The following is a 19,252-nucleotide window of genomic DNA, read 5'->3' on the forward strand; positions in this document are numbered from 1 at the left end:
ACACAGGCTCCGTGAGAGGATCCCTTACAGAACGCGCGAGGGGGAGCCCTCCGCCGACCGGGGCCGTCCCAGCGACGCCGCGCTCGAGCCCGTCAGCCGCTTCGTCGACGACCAGCTGGCGGCTCAACCCGTGGAGGCCGCGCTCGTCTGAACAAATGGCACCGGTCGAGTCGCGCAGCTCGCGCTAATGGGCCGCATCCCAGGCAGTGGCTGCGTCATCGATGGCGGCCATGTTCAATTCGGACCACTCCCGCAGCGCCGCAATGGGATCGCACAACGTGATACCAAGCTCCGTCAAGGCATAGTGCACGCGCGGCGGCGTCGTCGCTTCCACACGACGGGCGACCAAGGAGTCCCGCTCGAGGCTTCGGAGAGTCTGGGCGAGCATCTTCTGCGACACCCCGGGCATCCGCCGCTTCAGCTCCGCGAAGCGCACCTCCGTCGGCCACTCAGCGCCCAGCACCGTGATCGCCATTGCGACCCATTTGCCACCGATCCGGTCGAGAAGCTGGCGAGTCGGGCACCGCGGGTCGAAAAGATCGCCACGTCGCCCGACGGCGGTTACCGCCAGGTGACCAGGTGCGGTCAAAGTGCCGTCTTCCAAGCTCACGTCCAGTCTCCTACCGTTTGGTAGTACCTCATAGTAACCGCGAATGGAGTCCCTCATGCCCGAATTGACCGAAACGATGATCGCCACGAACGGAACGCGCCTCAACGTGGCGATCTCCGGAGAAGGGGCGCCGATCGTCCTGCTGCACGGCTTCCCGCACACCTGGAAGGTCTGGTCCAAGATGATCCCGACCCTCGCCGAGAAGCACCGCGTCATCGCGCCCGACCTCCGGGGACTCGGCGCGAGCGACCGTCCAACTTCCGGATACGACGCACGGAACATCGCCTCTGACATCCGCGGGCTGCTCGACGCACTCGACGAAGGCGCTGCAACGGTGGTCGCCCTGGACGCGGCCGTGCCGCCCGCCTTCATGCTCGGCCTCGAGCACCCGCACCGCGTGACCCGGCTGGCACTGATGGAAGGCACGATCGGCCGGCTCCCCGGAGCCGAGGGCTTCTTCCGCGCTGGCGCCCCGTGGTGGTTCGGATTCCACGCCGTCCCCGGTCTGGCCGAGGAGGTCCTGCTCGGTCACGAACCCAGCTACATCGACTTTTTCCTCCACAGCGGGACGGCAGGGGGCCGTGGAGTAGGAGACTCACTCCGCGACGAATTCGTCGCCGCGTACACCGGGCGGGAGGCGCTGCGCGCCGCGTTCGAACACTATCGCGTGATGCCAATCAACGCTGACCAGATCGCCAAGGCGATCAGCAGCGCGCGGCTGAGGGTCCCGACCATCGCGATCGGCGGCGGAGTCGTCGGGCCGGCACTCGCAGGACAGCTCGAAGCCGTGACCGATGACCTCCGCAGCAATCTCCTGCCGGACGTCGGGCACATCATCCCGCTCGACGCGCCAGAGGCGCTGCTGAACATCCTCGCCCCAGCTCTCATCAGCTGAAGGCGTTGGGCACCAGACCCTTTGCCCTCTGCAACAACCAGCCTGGCGGACTTCGCATCCATCTCGAGGAATGCCCGGAACAACACCTGTACGTTCAGTCCGAGATGACGGAGATCGACGGGATTCCACGGCACTAGGCGGCGATACTGAACGCCGATTCCGCGCAAGACGGCGAATTTCTACGCGAGCACACGCGCGGTGTTTCACAAGGGGATCCTTGGGTTCTTGCAGTGATCCAAAATTGATTCGGCGCAGCGCATTTCCAAGGGCTATTGGGCCAGTTCAGACGGATTCGTTTTGGCCTGACTCCGCCAGGGTGATGCCGGCGACAGACCAGTTCTCGCGGGGGAGCTCGTGCAAGATCACCCGGATCGTGTCGGGACGGATTTCCATGACCTCAGCGTAGGTGGCCGTTAGCGCAGCCAGCAGCTGACGCTTCTTTTCCGTGGAGGAAGGGGACGCATTGAGAACCTGAATGAGGGGCATGCACAGATTGTGGCATCTGCTTCAGAGGAACGGGTGGACGCCGGATCGGCCTGATGTGTCTCAAAGTGAGCAAACCGCTTGACGCTGGCCATCTTGGGCCCGCCAGGTCAAGGATCCTCGAACGGGCGGGTGCTCGTGTCGCGCTTGGTGCCCACCCACGCCCAGTTGAAAGCGGCCTTGACAGGCCAACTACTTAGATAGACAATCTAGTCATGAATGTTCCTGCCCCTGCTCCTCAAGCCCCGGGAAGCTCGGACTGGCCAAGTGACTGGCTCCGGGCCACGCTTGGGTTCCTTGCCCTCCGCGCACTATCCGCCGGGCCTTCTTACGGATACGCAATCATCAGCGAACTCGAGCGCCACGGGTTCGGCTCCATAAAGGGCGGCACCCTGTACCCGCTCCTCACCCGGTACGAGACCGCCGGCCTAGTCACCACGGAATGGCGGGCCGGCGACGGCGGTCCCGGCCGCAAGTACTTCGCACTGACAGATCAGGGCCGCGCCGAACTCACCCGCCTAAGTGCTGACTGGCTCCGATTTGCCGTCACCAGCACCCATTACCTCGACCCAAAGCGGCTCACGGAGGAGATCCCCGCATGACGCAGCAGACCAACGATAAGAAATGGTTCGACCAGCTCGTCATGGAGTTGCGTGTGCGCCAGGTGCACGGGAGCGCGATCGGTGACACCATCGCAAGCGCCAGGGAGCTCCTCGGTGATACCGGCCAACCGGCCGAGGAAGCGTTCGGGCCAGCCCGAGACTACGCTGCGGCGCTTGAACTCCCGTCCGAGCCGAAGCACGACTGGGTGCGAAAAGCGATGGGGCCGGCACTGCTCGGGCTCCTCGCCTTCCTGCTCTTCAATCAGGCAGTCGTGTCCTGGGCGCGGTCGGAACTGCTGCTGGTTTCACCTGCGCAGCTAGCTCTCCTCGCTACACCAGTCGTTCTCCTGGCCCTCCTGCCGCTCTACCTCGACGCCCTCATACGGCGCATCTGGGCCTGTATCGGAATCACCGCTGCTTGCGTCATGGCGGGCCTCCTCTCAGCCTTCGCGACCCCTAAGAGCCAGGCCGAAGCATGGCTAGCGATCGACCCGCTGCCATGGCTCATAGGAAGCGCTCTCGTCATGGTGGCACTTTCAATCATGAATACCATCCGGTCATCCCGCTCGGAGGCCGACAACGACATCACCGACCCGCTCTCCGGGATGACGGACAGTACCGGACGAGGCGCGAAGGCAGCGGTTCAGGTAACTAACTGGCTGTTCCCTATACTCGCCGTCGCCATGCTCGGCCTCGCGCTGGCAATGCGCTAGATCAGCGGGATGCCTGCAAACATCCTGTCACGGTGAGGGATCCTGAATCGGACGTGGATGGGGCTATCCGGTAGTGCCGTGCTCGGTACGCTTCACGAAGTACAGCGCGCGGGGGGAACGTATGACTCCGGAGTACGGCGCTGTGCGCCTGGACGGAACGTCACGCGACGCGGGCGGGATTCGACAAGCTCTACCTCGGGGTCGCCGTCGAACATCATGGAGCCCGCCGGCTCTATCAACGCCTTGGCTTCACCTCTGCGGGGCCGACGACCACAACGACATATCAGTACGTGGACAACTACGGACGGATGCAGTGGGCCACTGAAACAGACAACATTTTCGAGAAGGCACTGGCTGAATACGGCCCATCCGGTCGTAGGTCAGCAAGTGCCCGGTGAAGGCCCCTTTACCGGACGTCCAAGACCCCGATGGCCTGTGGCCTCACATGTACAAATCCGTGCCTCGCCTTGGCCACTTGGCTATGTCAACCATTCTTGGCTCCGGCTGGACGAGGTGGATCTGGCCCCACCAGGAGGAGCGACAACGCTACACGGGCGTTTCCGCCACAACCACGAGATAGGGAATTTGGTTCAGACCGTTTGTGCCGTCTTGAATCAGTACCATCCGGCTAACCTGCGGTTAGTTGGGCGACAGTGTGGGCCGCCTCGCCCGCACCAAAAAGCAGCAGTCCTAGCGGCTCTAATGCCATCTGCTCAGAAGGTGGTGTACTCCACGGATGATGTCTTCCAGAGCTCTGTCGCATCACTAAGTGCGGAATCGACGTCTTCGCCCGTGACTGAGAACGTCGTTTCAATATCCTGATCCGCCCACGTGAACACCACCGACATCGCTCCTGCGGCGACGTCAAGATCAACCCAAAATGAGATGGTCCAGAAGTTGTTGTGCCCCTCATGCGTGACAATTTCAGCAGTGGAAGGCCCGGAGTTGAGTTGATCGACGGCTAGTTGAGGGCCGTCGGCCGGAGAATTCCGCAGATAGGCGCCGACCTGGCGATCGATGTCCCGCTGCTGCTCGAGTGTCAACGGGCCCTTGAACCTGACACTCATCTGAACCCATAAACCAAAGGGGTAAACCTCAGCGAAGACCAGGCTGCAACCAGCTCCGCTCAGAAGAACGGAGCCCCTGCCGGCCAAAAAGCCCGGTTGCCAGTTGTACGGTCTCCTGGGCATGTGAGCTCCTAACGAGTAACCAAACGAGAGCCGGGGCTGTTTGTCGATCCTGTCCTGGTTGCGATGATACGACCTGACACCTGCAGCACCCAGCAACCCGTCGACGGGTACCGTTCTAGCCGTCCTGGTGGGCTCCAAACCGGTTAACACAGTCATTCAGGGCACAGCCCCGTTGAAGATCTGAAGTGAAGTCCGAGTCAGCAGTGGAGACCAGAGCCGACCGACGTAGACGCTAGTTGACGAGTTGCTGGACCGCACCGGGAATGAACATCAACGTACTGATCAACGCGAACGTGCCGATGCCGTAACCGATGGCCAGGGCTCCAATAGCCAGACCACGGCCGCGTTCTCCCTTCAACCTAATCTGGCTGAGCGCCATGTGCCCGGCCCCCACCGCAAAGACAGCAACGACTGCGGACCCAAAAAACCAGACGCCGGCGGCTGCGATTACGGCGAAGATGATGGCTGCGACCGACAGCCTGTTCAGTCCGTTAGTCGACGTTCTGGCCTGCACTACTGGCTCACTCATCTCGGTTCCCCCAACCTGGTTGTTCACGCGAGTCTAGCTGGCTTATCCAGTAGCTCGAACGGGTCCGAAGCGCGCGGGCGCCCAGCAACTGGTCGACAGGATCCGGGGAGCATTGGGATGGCGTGCATTGGAGATCGAGCATGTTGGTTCAACGGCGGTTCGGGGGCTTCCAGCTATAGCCATCATCGATATCGACCTGATCGTCGCTGATCCAAATGACGAGCCGTCCTACGTCCCGGCCTTCGAAGGAGTCGGATTTGAACTCAAAATTCGTGAACCTTGGCGGTTCGGTCATCGCGTCCTCCGGCACGTTGAACCCGCCTGCAATCTGCACGTTTTCGGCTACGACAGCCCAGAAGTCGCGAAGCATCGGATATTTCGCGACTGGTTGCGCGCCAATCCGAGCGATCGCGATCTCTACGAACATGCGAAGCGTGAAGCGGCAGCCAAGGCTCAATCCGCTGGTGAACACTCCATGCAATACAACGTACGCAAGGAAAAGGTCATCCAGGAGATTTACCATCGAGCGTTCGTTGCCACAGGGTTATTGAAGTCGTAGACGCTGTGCGTGAACGAGAACGACCCCGCCAATAACAACAACCATCCGCTAAGTGTTGCAATCACCGCGAGAACCCAAGGATCCCCGAGCGGGCGGGCTGTGCAGACGGCTTTGGGCAGTCGAGTTCGGAAACTGGGCGCGGGGCGTTCATTCAAGCTCACGGAATGCAGCTTCCGCGGCGGAAACACGGGCCCCGGCATACTCTCCAACCCAAGACGCCGGCCGGCCACAGCTACCCGTCAACGGCCCCCGCTAGCGCCCGAACCACGACTCGGCCAGGTACACGTCAGCTTCCAGGCTGCAGTCGCCGGCCGAGGGACCGAGCGCCAGCCGGTAGTTGCCTGCGGCGATATGCCACTGCCCGCGCCCGGTGTTATAGCTGGCCAGCAGCCGCGGATCAGCAGTTAGCTCGACGGTCCGTGATTCGCCGGGCTCGAGGTCCACACGCTCGAAGCCGAGCAGACGCATCCGGGGTCCCGCAGGGTCCTCAAGGAGGTAAAGCTGGGGCACATCGGCCCCGGAGCGCGGCCCTTCATTGGTGACTGTAACTTCGGCCCGCACCCCGCCACGGTCCTGCACTGTCAGGTTTCCATAGCCGAAGCGGGTGTAGCTGAGCCCGTGGCCGAAAGGGAACAGGGGTTTCTTCCCGGCCTTCGCGAACCAGCGGTACCCGACGTCGGATCCCTCGTTGTAGATGACCGTCGTTGGGGTACCCCACGGTGTACCGAGGCCCGGCAGTACCGGCCGCGGTGTCTGGTCCAGATCTTTCGGAAAGGTCAGCGGGAGTTTTCCGGACGGGTTGGTGACACCGGCGAGGATTTCGGCGATCGCCTGGCCACCGCACTGGCCGGGGTACCAGGCCGCCAGGACGGCCCTGACCTTCGGGAGCCACGGCATCGCCACGGGGTTGCCGGTCTCGAGGACGACGACGGTGTTCGAGTTCGCACCCGCAACAGCGTCGATTACGGTGTCCTGCCCCCACGGCAGGGACAGGTCAGCGTTGTCGTAGCCTTCGCCCTCGACCCGGATTCCAAAAACGATGGCGACATCGGAACGACGTGCCAGCAGCGCCGCCTCCCCGGGGTTCATGCCGGGGTCGTACTCGATCTCGGCGTCCGGCAGCAGCTTCTGCAGTTCTGCCAGCGGCGAGGACGGCAGCAGGTACAGGTTCCGCATGCTGCCCATAATGCCGGGGCCGCCGATCGAGTGGATTTCGGCGTATCCGCCGGGCGGGGTGACGGCGCTGGAGCCGCATCCGGCGGGGACGCCCAGTTGGGCATGTCCCCCGATGACGGCAATTTTGAACCGTCCAACGGCGGTGGACGGCGCCTCCAGCGGGAGCACACCGTCGTTCTTGAGTAGGACAATCCCCTGCCGTGCCGTCTCCAGGGCAACGGCGGCATGGGCGGCCGGGTCGACGTCGGGCGTTCCCTCCCAGTGGTCGATGCCGACGTCGAAAATGGCGTAGAGGATGCGCTGCACCATCCCGGACAGGCGCTGCTTGGGAAATTCGCCCGACTCGAAGGCCGCACGCAGCGGTGCGGCGAAGCTCTCTTGCCCCCACATCATGACGTCAATTTGAACGCCGGATTCCTGGTCCTGGCCCTGCAGCGCAAAGTCCCAGCTGGGCGTAGCGCCCCAGTCGGACATGACCCAGCCGGGAAAGCTCCAGGCGCCTTTCAGGATGCCCTGCAGCAGCCCCTCGTTGCCGCCCGCATAGGTGCCGTTGATTTTGTTGTAACCGGTCATGACCGATCCGGGCCGGGCGCGTTCGATGGCGATCTCAAACGCGAGCAGGTCGGATTCCCGGTGCGCTGCCGGGTCGATGACCGCGTCCAGCCAGTGCCGGTTGGTTTCGTTGCAGTTCAGCGAAAAGTGCTTCACAGTGGAGATCACCTGCTCGCCCTGGATGCCCTCGACCGACTCCGCGCCAAGGACTCCGGTGAGCCAGGGGTCCTCGGAGAGGTACTCAAAGTTCCGGCCGTTGCGCGGGTCGCGGTGCAGGTTCAGTCCGCCGGCGAGCAGGACGTTGAGCCCTCTGCTCCTGGCCTCCCTGCCAATCAGCTGCCCGGATCTGCGCGCGAGCACGGGGTTGAAGCTGGCGCCCAGGGCGATTGACGCCGGGAGCGCCGTCGCGGTGTCCCCTTCCCGGTAGCCCGGGTTTGTCACTCCCAGGCTCGCGTCGGTCATCAGCAGGCCCGGGATGCCCAGCCTCGGAATCCCGGGCGTGTAACCGGCGCTCATCGGGACGCCGTCCGGGATGCGCGGATCTTTGTCCGTGAGCACTGCATTGGTACCCATAACGCTGATCAGGAGCGAGAAGCGCTCGTCATCCGTCAGTTGCGCCTCGGCTTCCCGGGCCCGTTCCATCGCTTCTGAGTTCACGCTGGCCTGCTTTCGGGTCAGCCCCGGCATGGAACTGCGGGCCGCGGCGGATTGGGGACCTGAGGATGGCTTCCATCTTGCCCGCGGCTGGTGGATGAAACCAGGGGCTCGGATGGACGCCGATGCCACGCAGCCACTGCCACTGCCACTGCCACTGCCACTGTCGCAACTGTCGCGGAGCCCGGCGCCGCCTGCTTAAATGCAAGGCCTGCAGGTACCTTCGCGATCTCGCTATGAGCTGGCTCGGACATTTTTATGTCCAGAACGACCCGGCTGAATCAGATGGTTACCTGCAGGTGTTTTAAGCGTACGCCCGGGCCGCGGGCACGGGTAGGGCAAAGGTCCCGACTTCCCGGACCATTGCCCTGACCGTGCGTGCCGCGATCCGAGGCCAACCGACGCCCCCGCGCCCAAAAGCGTAGAGTGGAACAAGACGCCTGATTCTGGACGCCGAGCGCTGAGGGAGAAATCGTGACGATTGACTGGGACGAAAAGAAGACCCTGCTGCAAGAACCGAATATCGCCGCCGTTACACAGCTTTGCGACGAACTCATGGAAAAGAAGCCGGGGTCGGTTGTCCCGTACATTGACCCCGTCCACGACGAGGATGAGTGCCGGATCGTCAGCCTCCACATCGCTCCGGGCAAGGGCACCGAGTCGGGCTTCGTTTCCCATTTCAACGATGACGAGACCGCCCGCCGCGCCACGTCCATCTACGAAGCCGTTGAACTCGAAGCCCGCTACGTTATGCCGTGGAACGCCTACCCTTGGGTCCGCGATCCCGAGCTCCCCTCGGCGCTGAACGTACAGGAGAAGACCGACGGCCTGCGGCCGTTCCGCCAGTTCCTCAAGATTAACAAGCGCGTCTCCGCCGTCATCGCCCACGGTGCCGACGCGCACGCTTTCCTGACGCTCTTCGAGAAGACCTACCACTCCTCCCTGAAGAACCGGGGCGTGAAGATCTACAAGGCCACCGCGCTGGGCGGCCGCGCCTTTGCCGTCTCGGCAGCCAAGCAGGATGAACTCCTGAGCAAAAACGTCGAGGTCTACAAGGACGCCATGCAGCGGGCAGGCATCCAGCACCTGTGAGCTGACACCGCACTCGAGCTGACACCGCGGGGGGCGGTACGACGGCGGCCGCCCCCGCCGCCGTCGTTCCCGCCGCGTAGGGTCCAACGGCCCTGCCCAAGCCCGGCCGTCCTTGGTGAGCTTATGGACGAGCCCGGACGGCTGCGTCCCTGGGAAGGCTCACTCCCGAAGAGGACTCGGTTATGGGACGGTTGGACGGCAAAGTGGCCCTGGTCAGCGGCGGAGCCCGCGGCATCGGTGCAGCCATTGCGGAGCGCTTCCTTGCCGAGGGGGCGAAAGTGGTAGCCGGCGACGTCCTGGATGAGGATGGCCGGCAGTTGGCCGGGACTCTCGGTGCCGGCTTTCGCTATGTACATCTGGACGTCACGAAGCCGGCGGACTGGGACGCGGCAGTGGCGGCGGCCGAAACCAACTTCGGCAGCCTCAGTATCCTGGTCAACAACGCCGGCATCGTAACGTTCGGCCGAATCGACGAGTATCCGCAGGAACAGTGGGCCCGGATCATCGACGTTAACCTCACGGGTGTTTTCAACGGAATCAAGGCCGCCGCGCCGGCGCTGACGCGGGCCGGGGGCGGCTCCATCATCAACGTCTCCTCGATCGCCGGGCTGCGCGGCTACGAGCAGCTCTCCGGATACACGGCGTCAAAGTACGGTGTTCGCGGCCTAACCAAGAGTGCCGCGCTGGATCTCGGCAGCTCCGGCATCCGGGTCAACTCCGTCCATCCCGGCGTCATCGAGACCCCCATGACCGCTGGCATGACGTTCGACACTGGACATGTCCCGCTGCACCGGACCGGACAACCGCCGGAGATCGCGGCTCTTGCGGTGTACCTGGCGGCTGACGAGTCCTCATTTGTCACTGGCGCCGAGTTCGTGATTGACGGCGGCGAGACGGCCGGCACCGTCGCACCTCCGGCCCCCTGAGTACCGGCAGCAACCCATGACCCAGAATCCTGGATCCAAACTCGCGATCGTTGGCGCCGGCAGCGTTGGCACGTCCCTGGCCTACGCCGCGTTGATCCGCGGCTCCGCCAGCACCGTCGCCCTCTTTGACGTCAACGCCGCCAAGGCTGAGGCCGAGGTCCTCGACCTTGCACACGGCACCCAGTTCACCGCCGCTGCGGCAACTGTCGCCGGCGGCGGGGACATTGCTGCGATCGACGGGGCCGACGTCGTCGTTATCACCGCCGGGGCGAAACAGGCGCCGGGGCAGACCCGGCTGGACCTGGCCGGCACCAACGTCCGCATCCTCGAAAAGCTTATGCCGCAGTTGCTGGCCCACGCCCCGGATGCCGTCTATGTGCTGGTGACCAACCCCTGCGATGTGCTGACGGTCGCGGCGCGGCAGATCTCAGGGCTGGCGCCCGCGCGCATCTTCTCCTCCGGCACGGTGCTGGACACGTCCCGGCTGCGCTGGCTGCTGGCGCGGCAGGCCGGCGTATCAGTTACCAGCGTCCACGCCAGCATGGTGGGCGAACACGGCGACACCGAGTTCCCCGTCTGGTCAGGCGCCACAATCGGCCCCGTACCGATCCGCCAGTGGATGGTCGATGGCGCCCGTATCTTCTCGCCGGAATACCTCGCCGAGACCGCGCGGGAGGTGATGCAGGCCGCCTACAAAGTAATCGCCGGGAAGGGCGCTACCAACTACGCGATCGGTCTGTCCGGCGCCCGGATCGTGGAAGCCCTGCTGCGCTCGGAAAACGCGGTTCTGCCTGTCTCCACGGTGCTCGATGGCCAGTACGGGATCTCCGGAGTGGCACTGTCCCTGCCCAGCATTGTCGGGAACGGCGGGGTTCGCGCGGTCCTGGATACCCCAATGAACGACGGCGAACTCGCCTCCCTGCATCATTCGGCCGAAACCCTGCAACAGACACTGGCGACGCTCGGGATCTAACAGGGCTGCGCCGTCCCGGGGGCGCCGCCGGCGGGACCAGACGGGGGCGCCGCCGGCGGGACCAGACGGGGGCGCCGCCGGCGGGACCAGACTGTGGCGACGCCGTAACGCAACTTCCCCGCAACCCTTAGTATCGGCGCGTCGCATATGCTCAGCAGACAGATTCACGCTGGCTCATCGACGAACCACCCGGGAGACACCTTATGACCAACTGGCGAATCAGGGATTTCCATTCGACCGACCTTGACGGCATCCTGAACCTCTGGGAGTCCCTCAAGGCCACCAATGTCGAGCCGGTATACGCGCTCTCCGAAGTGCTGGCATCCTGCGAGAAGGACCACGCCGTCGTGGCGGTGCAAGGTGATCAGGTGGTGGGCGCCGCCGTCGGCCGGGCCGCCCACGACCAGGGCTGGGTGGTCTTCCTGGCCACCCTCCCCGAGTACCGCGGCCGCGGGATCGGCACATCGCTGCTGGCCGCCGTCGAGAACCGGATGGCGCCCCATGGCCTGAACAAGCTCTCCGCCCTGATGCCGGAATCGGAGACCCGGGTGGAGGCATTTGTGAGCCGCGGCTTTGTGCTGAAGAAGAACCTGCGCTACTTCGAGCGGAAGATCCCGGTGCAGCGGCAGGAACTTGAGCCCCTCAGCCAGCTTGGCGGCCGGATCCTGGCCCGCGACCTGTGGGAAAACGTCGCCGGAATGCGCAAGGAGAAGGAACTGCTGGAGCGCCGCCTTGTCCTGCCGCTCGCGGAGGCCGACCTTGCCGACGAATACGGCGTGGTGCCGCCACGCGCCGTCGTCCTCTTCGGGCCTCCCGGAACCGGCAAAACAACCTTCGCCAAGGCCATCGCGTCCCGCCTCGAATGGCCGTTCGTCGAGGTTTTCCCCTCCCGGCTGGCTTCCGATCCCAAGGGCCTCGCCGGCGCGCTGCGCGAGACATTCCTGGAGATCGCCGAACTGGAGCATGCCGTCGTCTTCATCGACGAGGTGGAAGAGATCGCCTCCCAGCGCTCCGGCGAACCGCCGTCGCCGCTCCAAGGTGTCACGAACGAACTGCTCAAGATCATCCCGGCCTTCCGCGAACAGCCCGGCCGCCTGCTGGTCTGCGCCACCAACTTCATCCGCGCCCTGGACAATGCGTTCCTGCGACATGGCCGCTTCGACTATGTCATCCCCATCGGCCTCCCCGACCGCCAGGCCCGCGAAGCCATGTGGGAGCGCTTTATCCCGGCCACCGTCGTGGACGATGTCGACGTCGAACTGCTGGTGGACCGGACCGAGGGCTTCTCCCCGGCGGACATCGAATATGCGGCCCGGAGCGCGTCCCAGCGGGCGCTGGAGAAGGCCGTGTACGACGACGGCGGGCTGGCGTCCAGCGGCACCGGCCCCAGCCGCGACGCAGTCCGGAAGGGCCCCGCAACCCGGGACTATCTCGATGCGATTGCGGACACCCGGACCACTGTCAGCGACGAAGTCCACCAGCTGTTCCTCGAGGACATCGACGCCCTCGGCCGGGTGTAGCCACCGCCTGGCGGCATGGTCCTAGCGGATAGTGACGACGATCTTGCCCTTGGCGTGGCCCAGCTCAAGGGCGGCGAAAGCCTCACCGATCCGTGCAAACGGGTAACTGCTGTCCATCACCGGCTGCAGTTGCCCGCCGTCGACGAGGGTAGCCAGAACGCGGAGATCATCACCGCTGGGGTGCATAAAGAGGTACCGGTAGCTTGCCTTGACCTTGCGGGCGCGCCGTCGGATTCCCAGGCTCATCAGCGCGAACACGACGGTGATCCACGGTGGCGCCTTCAGGTCCACCGTCGCGGTGCGGGGCTCCGGCACCCCCGCAATGGAGACCACTTTGCCGCCAGGCCGGAGGATGCCGAAGGATTTTTTTAGTGTCTCTCCACCGACCAGATCCAGTACGGCGTCGAAGTTGCTCAGCAGCGCCGGGAATTCCTCCCGGGTGTAGTCGATGACATGGTCGGCGCCAAGCCTGCGCACCAGGGCCAAGCCGGCCGGGGATGCGGTCGTCGTGACGTCTGCCCCGAAGTGTTTGGCCAACTGGATTGCCAATGTGCCAACACCTCCCGAGCCGCCGGAGATGAAAAGCCGGGTCCCGGGGCCGACGCCGAGTACATCGCGCAGCGCCTGCAGTGCCGTCAGCCCCGCCAGCGGCAGTCCTGCGGCTGCGGCGAAATCGAGCGAGGCAGGCATCGCGGCCACCAGTTCCTCCCGGACGCAGACGTACTCTGCGAACGCACCGAGCCGTTTTTTGTCCACGCGCGCATACACGTTGTCGCCGACGGCGAAGCGGCTCGGCCCGGGCCCGACGGCGTCCACGGTCCCGGCGGCTTCGCAGCCGGCGATGATGGGCAAGCGAAGCCGATTGAGAGGGCGCAAATCACCATCGCGGATTCGGAAGTCGACCGGGTTCAGGCCTGCCGCTTCAACTCTGATCCGCACCTCGCCGACCCCCGGTAGGGGTTCGGGGACGTCCTGGAGCTCCATTGCCTCGGCCCCGCCGTAGCGTGTGAGCACAAACGCCCGCATGCTCACTTCTGGTCGGCGCCTTGCCCGGCAGCCGTGTCCCCTACGGCCCCCACCAGCGGTTCTGCGTCCGCAGGGACGGCCGACGGCGCATCTGCGTACGAGAGATTTTCATAATCGGTGTCATCGGCTTCGTCCAGCAAGTCATCAAGCTCCTGGAGCAGCCACGGGTTGATCCGGGCGAGGATCTTCCGGGTCTCCTCGACCGGAACAGCTGCGTAGAGCACCGGGCGGGCCTCATCGTACCGGGTGACGGGCGGCTTGTCGGGCCACTTTTCGGCCAGCGCCTTGACCCTGGAGGGCAAGGAGTTATGCGCGTTGTCGGCGATCTTCACCAAGGTGGCGTCGTGGTCCCCGGCGATATAGCGGATTCCGGCCTGGTAGTCATCCGGGTTCTCGTGCAGGCGCTTCGTGACCCGCTCAACAATGTCCGCCGCCCGCCCCGAGACACCCATGTCCAGCAGTGCCTGCCGGGTCATCGGGGTATCCTCCGCGATATCGTGCAGGTAGCCGGCGATCCGGATGTCGTCGTCGAAGTCCGCCAAGGCATCCCCGACGGCGATAACGTGCTCGCGGTAGGGCTTCTTGAGCTTGTCCTTTTGGCGGTTGTGAGCCACCTCGGCGAGGACCTTCGCGGTCTCAACAGTGAATCGGGGGTGTGCTGGTTCTGACATGGTTCAAGCCTACGCGTCCGGGCCGGCGGCTCAGGTTACACCCCGGGCCACACCCAGGGCTGAAGCGGCAGCATCGCAGGCCGGAATGCCGCAAGGGCTTGGTCCAAGGACCCCGCCGGCAGACCGACGGAGGACAGCAGTATGTCCCTCACGTCCTCGCCCGATACCCCCGCACGGCCCAGGTCTGCCAAGGTCACGGCCCCGTCCCGCTTGGCAAGCCGGATCCCGTCGGCATTGAGGATAAGCGGGACATGGGCATATTCCGGTACGGGAATATTCAGGAGGGAAGCCAGGTAGGCCTGGCGGGGTGTGGAAGGCAGCAGATCATCGCCCCGCACCACCTGGTCGACCCCTTGGGCCGCGTCGTCGACCACCACTGCCAGGTTGTAGGCGGCCACACCGTCATTTCGCCTGAGCACAAAGTCGTCCACCACCCCGGTGTAGCTGCCGTGCAGCACATCGTCCACTGTTGCTTCGGCGACGTCGGCGCGGAGCCGGATCGCGGCAGGCCGGACGGCGCGCTTGGCGTCCCGCTCAGCCGCGGACAGGTTCCTGCAGGTGCCCGGGTAGGCCCCCTGCGGCGCGTGCGGGGCGGACGGGGCTTCCTGGATTTCGCGGCGGGTGCAGAAGCACTCGTAGCTCAGGCCGGCGGATTCCAGCCGCGAAATCGCCGCCGTGTACAGCGGTTCGCGTTCCGTCTGGCGCACGACGCCGCCGTCCCAGCTCACGCCGATGGCCACCAGGTCCCGCAGCTGCGCGGCCTCGGCCCCGGTCCGTGCGCGGTCCAGGTCTTCGACCCGGAGCAAAAAGCGCCGGCCGGTGGAGCGGGCGAAGAGCCAGGCAAGGACGGCGGTCCGGAGGTTGCCCACGTGCAGTTCGCCGGAGGGGCTGGGGGCGAAGCGGCCGGCAGATGTCATGGCACCACCCTATGCGGGGAAACACAAGGGCCCCTCAGCTACCGATGACAACGGAATACCGGCGCCGGTAGCTCAGGGGCCCTTGCCGTGCCGGACCCGGACTGTTGCTCCGGGCCCTGGCACCGTAAATCCTACGAACAGCGAATCAAATCGTAAGGACAGCGGGTCGGGTAACCGTGACTGTGGAAAGACAATGCGTGAACAAGTGTCAATCAGCGGCGGGTTCCTTGCGGGAAGCCTCATCGAGGGTCCGGGTGGTGTACCGGGGTACCTGTAGCCTTCGGGATCCGGCGGTAGCTCGCATCCCTTTGTTGTCACCATTTGAACAGACGCCCTACAGTTAGTGCAACGGACATCGCTTATATTGGTCAATCTGATCAACATAAGCCGAAGGGATGGGCAAGTAGTGGTCACTTTGCAGCAACTCGACGCCACCGACCGGCGGATCCTCGTCGCCCTGGACGATGACCCCCGGATGCCCATTATGGTGCTGGCCCAGAAACTGGGCCTGGCCCGCGGGACCGTACAGTCGCGTCTTGAGCGGATGACAGCATCGGGCGCGCTGCGTCCCAACAGCAGTCGGGTGCTGCCCTCCGCGCTGGGCCGGGGAGTGGCGGCGTCCGTGAGCGCGGAACTGGACCAGAGCCATCTGAACGAGGCGATCGCCGCGCTGCGGAACATCCCGGAGGTTCTTGAGTGCCACGCTCCGGCCGGCGAGACGGACTTGTTGATCAGGGTGGTGGCCACAAGCCCGGACGATCTGTACCGCGTCTCCGAGGAAATCCGGCTTTGTCCCGGAATTGTGCGGACCTCCACCAGCATGTTCCTGCGCGAGGTCATCCCGTACCGGACAACGGGACTGCTGGCTTCCTGAACCTACGGAGCGGACGTCGCCGCGCCGGGCCGGCTGGCCAGGGACCGGGCCGCAAGCGCGCAGCGGCCCAACCAGCGGCCCAACCAGCTCGGACACAAGCTCAGCGGCACCATCAGCATCAGGCCTCGGCACGGGAACAACGGCGGCCGCAGCAGCCAGGGCGGCCCGGAGCGTCCCCAAAGTCACTGCCGGGGCATAAACCATTCGGTGAATGCCGTGGCGCGGCCGTCCCCCGTGAGCTGGATGACCCAGAGGTTGTTATAGCTTGGGCTGTCACCGCGGTATTCGGTGCGGCCCTGCACGAAGGCCCTGCCGCCGTCGACCCCGAGGAGATTCCACTCAAAGGTCCAGTCCCCCGGCTCGTCCAGCCTGGCGATCCAGCGGTCCACAATTTGCTCACGCCCGCTCCAAGGCTCGGGATCATCAGGACGGGTGAAGTACTGGGCGTCCTCGGTGAAGAGTGCCCTGATGTCCTCCGGTGCGTTCGACGTCCAGGCTGTGATGTAGTGCTGGATCCAGCGCGCTACATTATCTCTCATGCCTCGTTTGTACTCCCTGCTTCCGGGCGCCCGCAAGCGTCCTCGACTAAGCTGCGGCCGTGATCCACAGGCCGATCACCCAGGTGCTGGCGGCGAGGCAGGCGAGGCCGAACTCAACAATCATGCCCAGCCCGGTTGCTTTCAACGCCGCCCAGCTGGACGCCAGGGCCGTGCCGAAAACGCGTGTGCGGTGCAGCTCGCTGAGCAGCAGGCCGGCGGCGAACCCAACAAAAAGTCCCACGACGGGGATGATCAACATCCCCGCCACCCCAAGGACCAGCCCTGCCACCACCGACCGGCCGGGAATGCTGTGCTCTTTGAGTTTCCGCCCGGTCAGGACCGCACTGGCCGCCATTCCCGACAGGACAAAGACCAGTCCGATCCCGAACACCACCCAGCCGGTGGTTCCGGCGCCGCCCCAGATGGCCCAGGCCAGCAGGCTCAGTCCGATCAGGATGCTGCCGGGAAGGACCGGGATCACGGTGCCGGCGACGCCGACCAGAATGGCGATGCCGCACAGGATTGTCACCACAGGCTCAGGGTTCATCTCCCCAGCCTATTCACCTGCGGCTACTCGGCTTCCACCGCCGCGGCGACGGCGGCCGAAACCGCCGGGGCCACCCGGGGATCCAGCGGGCTGGGGACGATGTAGTCCGCGGAAAGGTCCTCGTCGGCGAGTGCGGCGATGGCCCGGGCCGCGGCCAGCTTCATGGCCGGCGTGATGCGTCGGGCGCCAGCGTCGAGGGCTCCGCGGAAGATGCCGGGGAACGCGAGGACATTGTTGATCTGGTTCGGGAAGTCGCTGCGGCCGGTGGCGACCACGGCCGCATACTTGCGTGCGACCTCCGGCAGGACTTCGGGGTCCGGGTTGGACAGCGCGAATACGATCGAATCCCGGCTCATGAGCTTGAGGTGTTCCTCGGCCAGCTTCGATGAGGAGACGCCGATAAAGACGTCCGCGTCCAGGAGCGCCTCGGCGGGGCCGCCGGAGACGCCGCGGGGGTTGCCGCTGGCGGCCAAAGTGGCCTTCTTGCCGGCCGGGTCGGCGGCGATATCCGCACGCCCGCTGTTGAGAACACCCTTCGAATCCAGCAGCACAACGTCGGTGATCCCGGCGGCCAGGAGCATCTGTGCGACGGCGATCCCGGCAGCGCCGGCGCCCGAGACGACAACACGCAATTTCTCAAGGCCCCTTCCGGTCACCTTGGCGGCGCCGGTAAGTGCGGCGAGAACGACGACGGCGGTGCCGTGCTGGTCATCGTGCATCACTGGGCAGTCAAGGGCCGCAATGAGCTTCTCCTCGAGTTCGAAGCAGCGCGGCGCAGAGACGTCTTCAAGATTGACGGCGCCGTAGCTCGGACGCAGGCGGACGAGGGTCTCCACGATCTCGTCGACGTTGGTGGTGTTGAGCACCAGCGGGATGGAGTCAAGTTCGCCGAAAGCCTTGAACAGGGCGGACTTGCCCTCCATCACCGGCAGCGATGCGCTGGGCCCGATGTCGCCGAGGCCCAGGACGGCGGTGCCGTCGCTGACAACGACAACCAGGCGTTGGGCCCAGGTGAGCGTCTTCGCAAGCTCCGGGTTGGCGGCGATTGCACGGCTGACCTGGGCAACGCCGGGCGTATAGGCGATGGACAGCTCGCGCTTGGTGGCGAGCGGCACGGTGCTGGAAACGGAAAGCTTGCCGCCCTGGTGGGAAGCGAAAATTTCCTCGTCGCTGAGCACCGTGAGGGGCTCTGTGGGGGAAGTGGCGTCGGCGGGAATCGTTGTTTCTGTGGACACGTCGTTGTCTCCTAAGGCTCACCGTGGGCGCACGGCTTATGGAAGCTCAAGCACAGGGATGCTCAAGATAATCTGGGGGAACATCGGCTCCGACCCGAGGTTGGCGGATCTGCGGCTTAGCTCCGGTCGTGCAGGCGGCGGGCCGCTCCGGTTCTGTAATGGTAAACAGCCCGGCTCCGGCGTAACGCGCCGCAGGACGGACACCGGACAGGGTGAAACGTTTATCCTCCATGCCTAGTGAGCCCGGTCACAGGAAATCGCCGCTATTTTGCAGAAGAAGGGCCACCTGGACTAGACCAGTTACGCCGCCGGACGGCTGCGGGCCAGCAGGAAACAGGCCTTTTTGAGGTCTTCCTCGGCTTCGAAGAGGGACAGCCGCCGGCAGCGCACGGACTGGACCAGCCCCGTTACGGCGAGCAGCAGCACTCGGGCGCTGGCGGCGTCGCCGCTGACGGCCGTGACCGCCTTCTGCGCCGCGTCGTCAATTTCGCGGAGCAGCTTGGTGGTGTCCGTGTCCGTGGTGTACACCGCCTTGTTCAGGCTCTGCTCCACGGCAGGCTGCATCAGGCGCATGTGCAAGATCTCCATCACGACGCCGGCCAGCGCCAGTGCCGGAACCTCACCCTGGGCCGAGGCTGCGGGATGCTTGGCGCAGCGTCCCGCGGCTGTCCCCGCCGGGGCGTGCAGTTCCGTGAGCTGCTTGCGGTAAAGCGCGAGCACCAGTTGCGCGGCGGAGGGAAAATACCGGTACAGGGTGCCCAGCGGAACGCCGGCTCGGGCGGCGACTTCGGAGAGGACCACGGAGTCCAGCCCCTTGCGCGCGAACCCGGTGGCTACCTCGAGGATCCGGGTATAGCGAATCCGCTGCCTGGGCAGGGTGGGGGGAGGGGCCATCGGTGGAAGTTGTACGGGGAATTCAGGCATCAGCAGCGTTCCGTGGTCAGTTTTCTCGGCAGCCTGGAGGGATTC

The 19,252-nt window shown here is 65.0% G+C and carries 22 protein-coding genes; 10 read left to right on the forward strand and 12 right to left on the reverse strand.

The window, feature by feature from the left end:
• Window positions 1-184 precede the first annotated feature (184 nt).
• Window positions 185-610, reverse strand: a complete 426-nt coding sequence (locus QI450_RS15665; RefSeq protein WP_226775798.1) for a helix-turn-helix domain-containing protein — start codon at window positions 608-610, stop codon at window positions 185-187.
• 55 nt (window positions 611-665) lie between these two features.
• On the opposite strand from QI450_RS15665, the gene QI450_RS15670 reads away from it, so the two are divergent.
• Window positions 666-1,505: an alpha/beta hydrolase gene (locus tag QI450_RS15670; RefSeq protein WP_226775799.1), complete on the forward strand. Its 840-nt coding sequence runs from the start codon at window positions 666-668 to the stop codon at window positions 1,503-1,505.
• A 282-nt stretch (window positions 1,506-1,787) separates the two neighbouring features.
• On the opposite strand, the gene QI450_RS15675 is transcribed toward QI450_RS15670, so the two are convergent.
• Entirely contained in the window at window positions 1,788-1,991 is a 204-nt protein-coding gene (locus tag QI450_RS15675) for a tautomerase family protein (RefSeq protein ID WP_226775800.1), read from the reverse strand.
• Window positions 1,992-2,203: 212 nt separating this feature from the next.
• Between QI450_RS15675 and QI450_RS15680 the strand changes: the two genes are divergently transcribed.
• The 3 genes from QI450_RS15680 to QI450_RS15690 all read left to right on the forward strand — a co-directional run bounded on the left by QI450_RS15680 (window position 2,204) and on the right by QI450_RS15690 (window position 3,701).
• Window positions 2,204-2,590 (forward strand): PadR family transcriptional regulator, encoded by a 387-nt coding sequence (locus QI450_RS15680; RefSeq protein WP_226775801.1) that lies wholly within the window; start codon window positions 2,204-2,206, stop codon window positions 2,588-2,590.
• Window positions 2,587-3,303, forward strand: coding sequence for a hypothetical protein (locus tag QI450_RS15685; RefSeq protein WP_226775802.1), 717 nt, complete (start codon window positions 2,587-2,589; stop codon window positions 3,301-3,303). The genes QI450_RS15680 and QI450_RS15685 overlap by 4 nt, the downstream gene beginning before the upstream one ends.
• 140 nt (window positions 3,304-3,443) lie before the next feature.
• Window positions 3,444-3,701, forward strand: coding sequence for a GNAT family N-acetyltransferase (locus QI450_RS15690; RefSeq protein ID WP_226775826.1), 258 nt, complete (start codon window positions 3,444-3,446; stop codon window positions 3,699-3,701).
• A gap of 315 nt (window positions 3,702-4,016) precedes the next feature.
• Here the strand turns inward: QI450_RS15690 and QI450_RS15695 are convergent, their stop codons facing one another.
• On the reverse strand, window positions 4,017-4,493 hold the full coding sequence (locus QI450_RS15695; protein ID WP_226775803.1) for a hypothetical protein: 477 nt from the start codon (window positions 4,491-4,493) through the stop codon (window positions 4,017-4,019).
• A 232-nt stretch (window positions 4,494-4,725) separates the two neighbouring features.
• A complete protein-coding gene (locus tag QI450_RS15700) occupies window positions 4,726-5,022 on the reverse strand; it encodes a DUF4190 domain-containing protein (protein ID WP_226775804.1) in 297 nt (98 codons plus the stop codon).
• Window positions 5,023-5,110: 88 nt separating this feature from the next.
• Between QI450_RS15700 and QI450_RS15705 the strand changes: the two genes are divergently transcribed.
• Window positions 5,111-5,581 carry a GrpB family protein gene (locus QI450_RS15705; RefSeq protein ID WP_226775827.1) on the forward strand — a complete coding sequence of 157 codons (471 nt, stop codon included), beginning with the start codon at window positions 5,111-5,113 and terminating at the stop codon, window positions 5,579-5,581.
• A gap of 252 nt (window positions 5,582-5,833) precedes the next feature.
• Here the strand turns inward: QI450_RS15705 and QI450_RS15710 are convergent, their stop codons facing one another.
• Window positions 5,834-7,966, reverse strand: coding sequence for a beta-glucosidase (locus tag QI450_RS15710; protein ID WP_226775805.1), 2,133 nt, complete (start codon window positions 7,964-7,966; stop codon window positions 5,834-5,836).
• A 471-nt stretch (window positions 7,967-8,437) separates the two neighbouring features.
• Here QI450_RS15710 and QI450_RS15715 point away from each other — a divergent pair, with 471 nt between their 5' ends.
• The 4 genes from QI450_RS15715 to QI450_RS15730 all read left to right on the forward strand — a co-directional run bounded on the left by QI450_RS15715 (window position 8,438) and on the right by QI450_RS15730 (window position 12,474).
• On the forward strand, window positions 8,438-9,055 hold the full coding sequence (locus QI450_RS15715) for a uracil-DNA glycosylase (protein WP_226775806.1): 618 nt from the start codon (window positions 8,438-8,440) through the stop codon (window positions 9,053-9,055).
• Window positions 9,056-9,237: 182 nt separating this feature from the next.
• Window positions 9,238-9,981 (forward strand): glucose 1-dehydrogenase, encoded by a 744-nt coding sequence (locus QI450_RS15720; RefSeq protein WP_226775807.1) that lies wholly within the window; start codon window positions 9,238-9,240, stop codon window positions 9,979-9,981.
• Between the two features lie 16 nt (window positions 9,982-9,997).
• Window positions 9,998-10,954 (forward strand): L-lactate dehydrogenase, encoded by a 957-nt coding sequence (locus QI450_RS15725; RefSeq protein ID WP_226775808.1) that lies wholly within the window; start codon window positions 9,998-10,000, stop codon window positions 10,952-10,954.
• Window positions 10,955-11,157: 203 nt separating this feature from the next.
• Window positions 11,158-12,474 (forward strand): GNAT family N-acetyltransferase, encoded by a 1,317-nt coding sequence (locus tag QI450_RS15730; protein WP_226775809.1) that lies wholly within the window; start codon window positions 11,158-11,160, stop codon window positions 12,472-12,474.
• 21 nt (window positions 12,475-12,495) lie between these two features.
• Here the strand turns inward: QI450_RS15730 and QI450_RS15735 are convergent, their stop codons facing one another.
• From QI450_RS15735 to gluQRS, 3 genes are read right to left on the reverse strand one after another with little or no spacing between them, the layout of a single operon-like run.
• Window positions 12,496-13,500, reverse strand: coding sequence for an NADP-dependent oxidoreductase (locus QI450_RS15735; protein WP_226775828.1), 1,005 nt, complete (start codon window positions 13,498-13,500; stop codon window positions 12,496-12,498).
• Between the two features lie 2 nt (window positions 13,501-13,502).
• Window positions 13,503-14,171, reverse strand: coding sequence for an HD domain-containing protein (locus tag QI450_RS15740; protein ID WP_226775810.1), 669 nt, complete (start codon window positions 14,169-14,171; stop codon window positions 13,503-13,505).
• A 35-nt stretch (window positions 14,172-14,206) separates the two neighbouring features.
• A complete protein-coding gene (gene gluQRS, locus QI450_RS15745; RefSeq protein WP_226775811.1) occupies window positions 14,207-15,088 on the reverse strand; it encodes a tRNA glutamyl-Q(34) synthetase GluQRS in 882 nt (293 codons plus the stop codon).
• A 415-nt stretch (window positions 15,089-15,503) separates the two neighbouring features.
• Between gluQRS and QI450_RS15750 the strand changes: the two genes are divergently transcribed.
• Window positions 15,504-15,962, forward strand: coding sequence for an Lrp/AsnC family transcriptional regulator (locus QI450_RS15750; protein WP_226775829.1), 459 nt, complete (start codon window positions 15,504-15,506; stop codon window positions 15,960-15,962).
• Between the two features lie 182 nt (window positions 15,963-16,144).
• Here QI450_RS15750 and QI450_RS15755 read toward each other — a convergent pair whose 3' ends face one another.
• From QI450_RS15755 to QI450_RS15770, 4 genes are all read right to left on the reverse strand, one after another.
• Window positions 16,145-16,501, reverse strand: coding sequence for a nuclear transport factor 2 family protein (locus QI450_RS15755; protein WP_226775812.1), 357 nt, complete (start codon window positions 16,499-16,501; stop codon window positions 16,145-16,147).
• Between the two features lie 46 nt (window positions 16,502-16,547).
• Window positions 16,548-17,048: a DUF456 domain-containing protein gene (locus tag QI450_RS15760; RefSeq protein ID WP_226775813.1), complete on the reverse strand. Its 501-nt coding sequence runs from the start codon at window positions 17,046-17,048 to the stop codon at window positions 16,548-16,550.
• A 23-nt stretch (window positions 17,049-17,071) separates the two neighbouring features.
• Window positions 17,072-18,283: an NADP-dependent malic enzyme gene (locus QI450_RS15765; protein WP_226775814.1), complete on the reverse strand. Its 1,212-nt coding sequence runs from the start codon at window positions 18,281-18,283 to the stop codon at window positions 17,072-17,074.
• A gap of 300 nt (window positions 18,284-18,583) precedes the next feature.
• Window positions 18,584-19,177, reverse strand: coding sequence for a TetR/AcrR family transcriptional regulator (locus tag QI450_RS15770; protein ID WP_282468046.1), 594 nt, complete (start codon window positions 19,175-19,177; stop codon window positions 18,584-18,586).
• Window positions 19,178-19,252 lie beyond the last annotated feature (75 nt).

This window comes from Arthrobacter sp. EM1, assembly GCF_029964055.1.
GTDB lineage: Bacteria > Actinomycetota > Actinomycetes > Actinomycetales > Micrococcaceae > Arthrobacter.

Bases quoted from the DNA above. Each gene is read 5' to 3' on its own strand.
- QI450_RS15695 (WP_226775803.1), bottom strand. From the start codon at position 4,493: ATGCCCAGGAGACCGTACAACTGGCAACCGGGCTTTTTGGCCGGCAGG.
- QI450_RS15675 (WP_226775800.1), bottom strand. From the start codon at position 1,991: ATGCCCCTCATTCAGGTTCTCAATGCGTCCCCTTCCTCCACGGAAAAG.
- QI450_RS15700 (WP_226775804.1), bottom strand. From the start codon at position 5,022: ATGAGTGAGCCAGTAGTGCAGGCCAGAACGTCGACTAACGGACTGAAC.
- QI450_RS15685 (WP_226775802.1), top strand. From the start codon at position 2,587: ATGACGCAGCAGACCAACGATAAGAAATGGTTCGACCAGCTCGTCATG.
- QI450_RS15720 (WP_226775807.1), top strand. From the start codon at position 9,238: ATGGGACGGTTGGACGGCAAAGTGGCCCTGGTCAGCGGCGGAGCCCGC.
- gluQRS (WP_226775811.1), bottom strand. From the start codon at position 15,088: ATGACATCTGCCGGCCGCTTCGCCCCCAGCCCCTCCGGCGAACTGCAC.
- QI450_RS15730 (WP_226775809.1), top strand. From the start codon at position 11,158: ATGACCAACTGGCGAATCAGGGATTTCCATTCGACCGACCTTGACGGC.
- QI450_RS15735 (WP_226775828.1), bottom strand. From the start codon at position 13,500: ATGCGGGCGTTTGTGCTCACACGCTACGGCGGGGCCGAGGCAATGGAG.
- QI450_RS15770 (WP_282468046.1), bottom strand. From the start codon at position 19,177: ATGGCCCCTCCCCCCACCCTGCCCAGGCAGCGGATTCGCTATACCCGG.
- QI450_RS15760 (WP_226775813.1), bottom strand. From the start codon at position 17,048: ATGAACCCTGAGCCTGTGGTGACAATCCTGTGCGGCATCGCCATTCTG.
- QI450_RS15680 (WP_226775801.1), top strand. From the start codon at position 2,204: ATGAATGTTCCTGCCCCTGCTCCTCAAGCCCCGGGAAGCTCGGACTGG.
- QI450_RS15755 (WP_226775812.1), bottom strand. From the start codon at position 16,501: ATGAGAGATAATGTAGCGCGCTGGATCCAGCACTACATCACAGCCTGG.
- QI450_RS15725 (WP_226775808.1), top strand. From the start codon at position 9,998: ATGACCCAGAATCCTGGATCCAAACTCGCGATCGTTGGCGCCGGCAGC.
- QI450_RS15740 (WP_226775810.1), bottom strand. From the start codon at position 14,171: ATGTCAGAACCAGCACACCCCCGATTCACTGTTGAGACCGCGAAGGTC.
- QI450_RS15670 (WP_226775799.1), top strand. From the start codon at position 666: ATGCCCGAATTGACCGAAACGATGATCGCCACGAACGGAACGCGCCTC.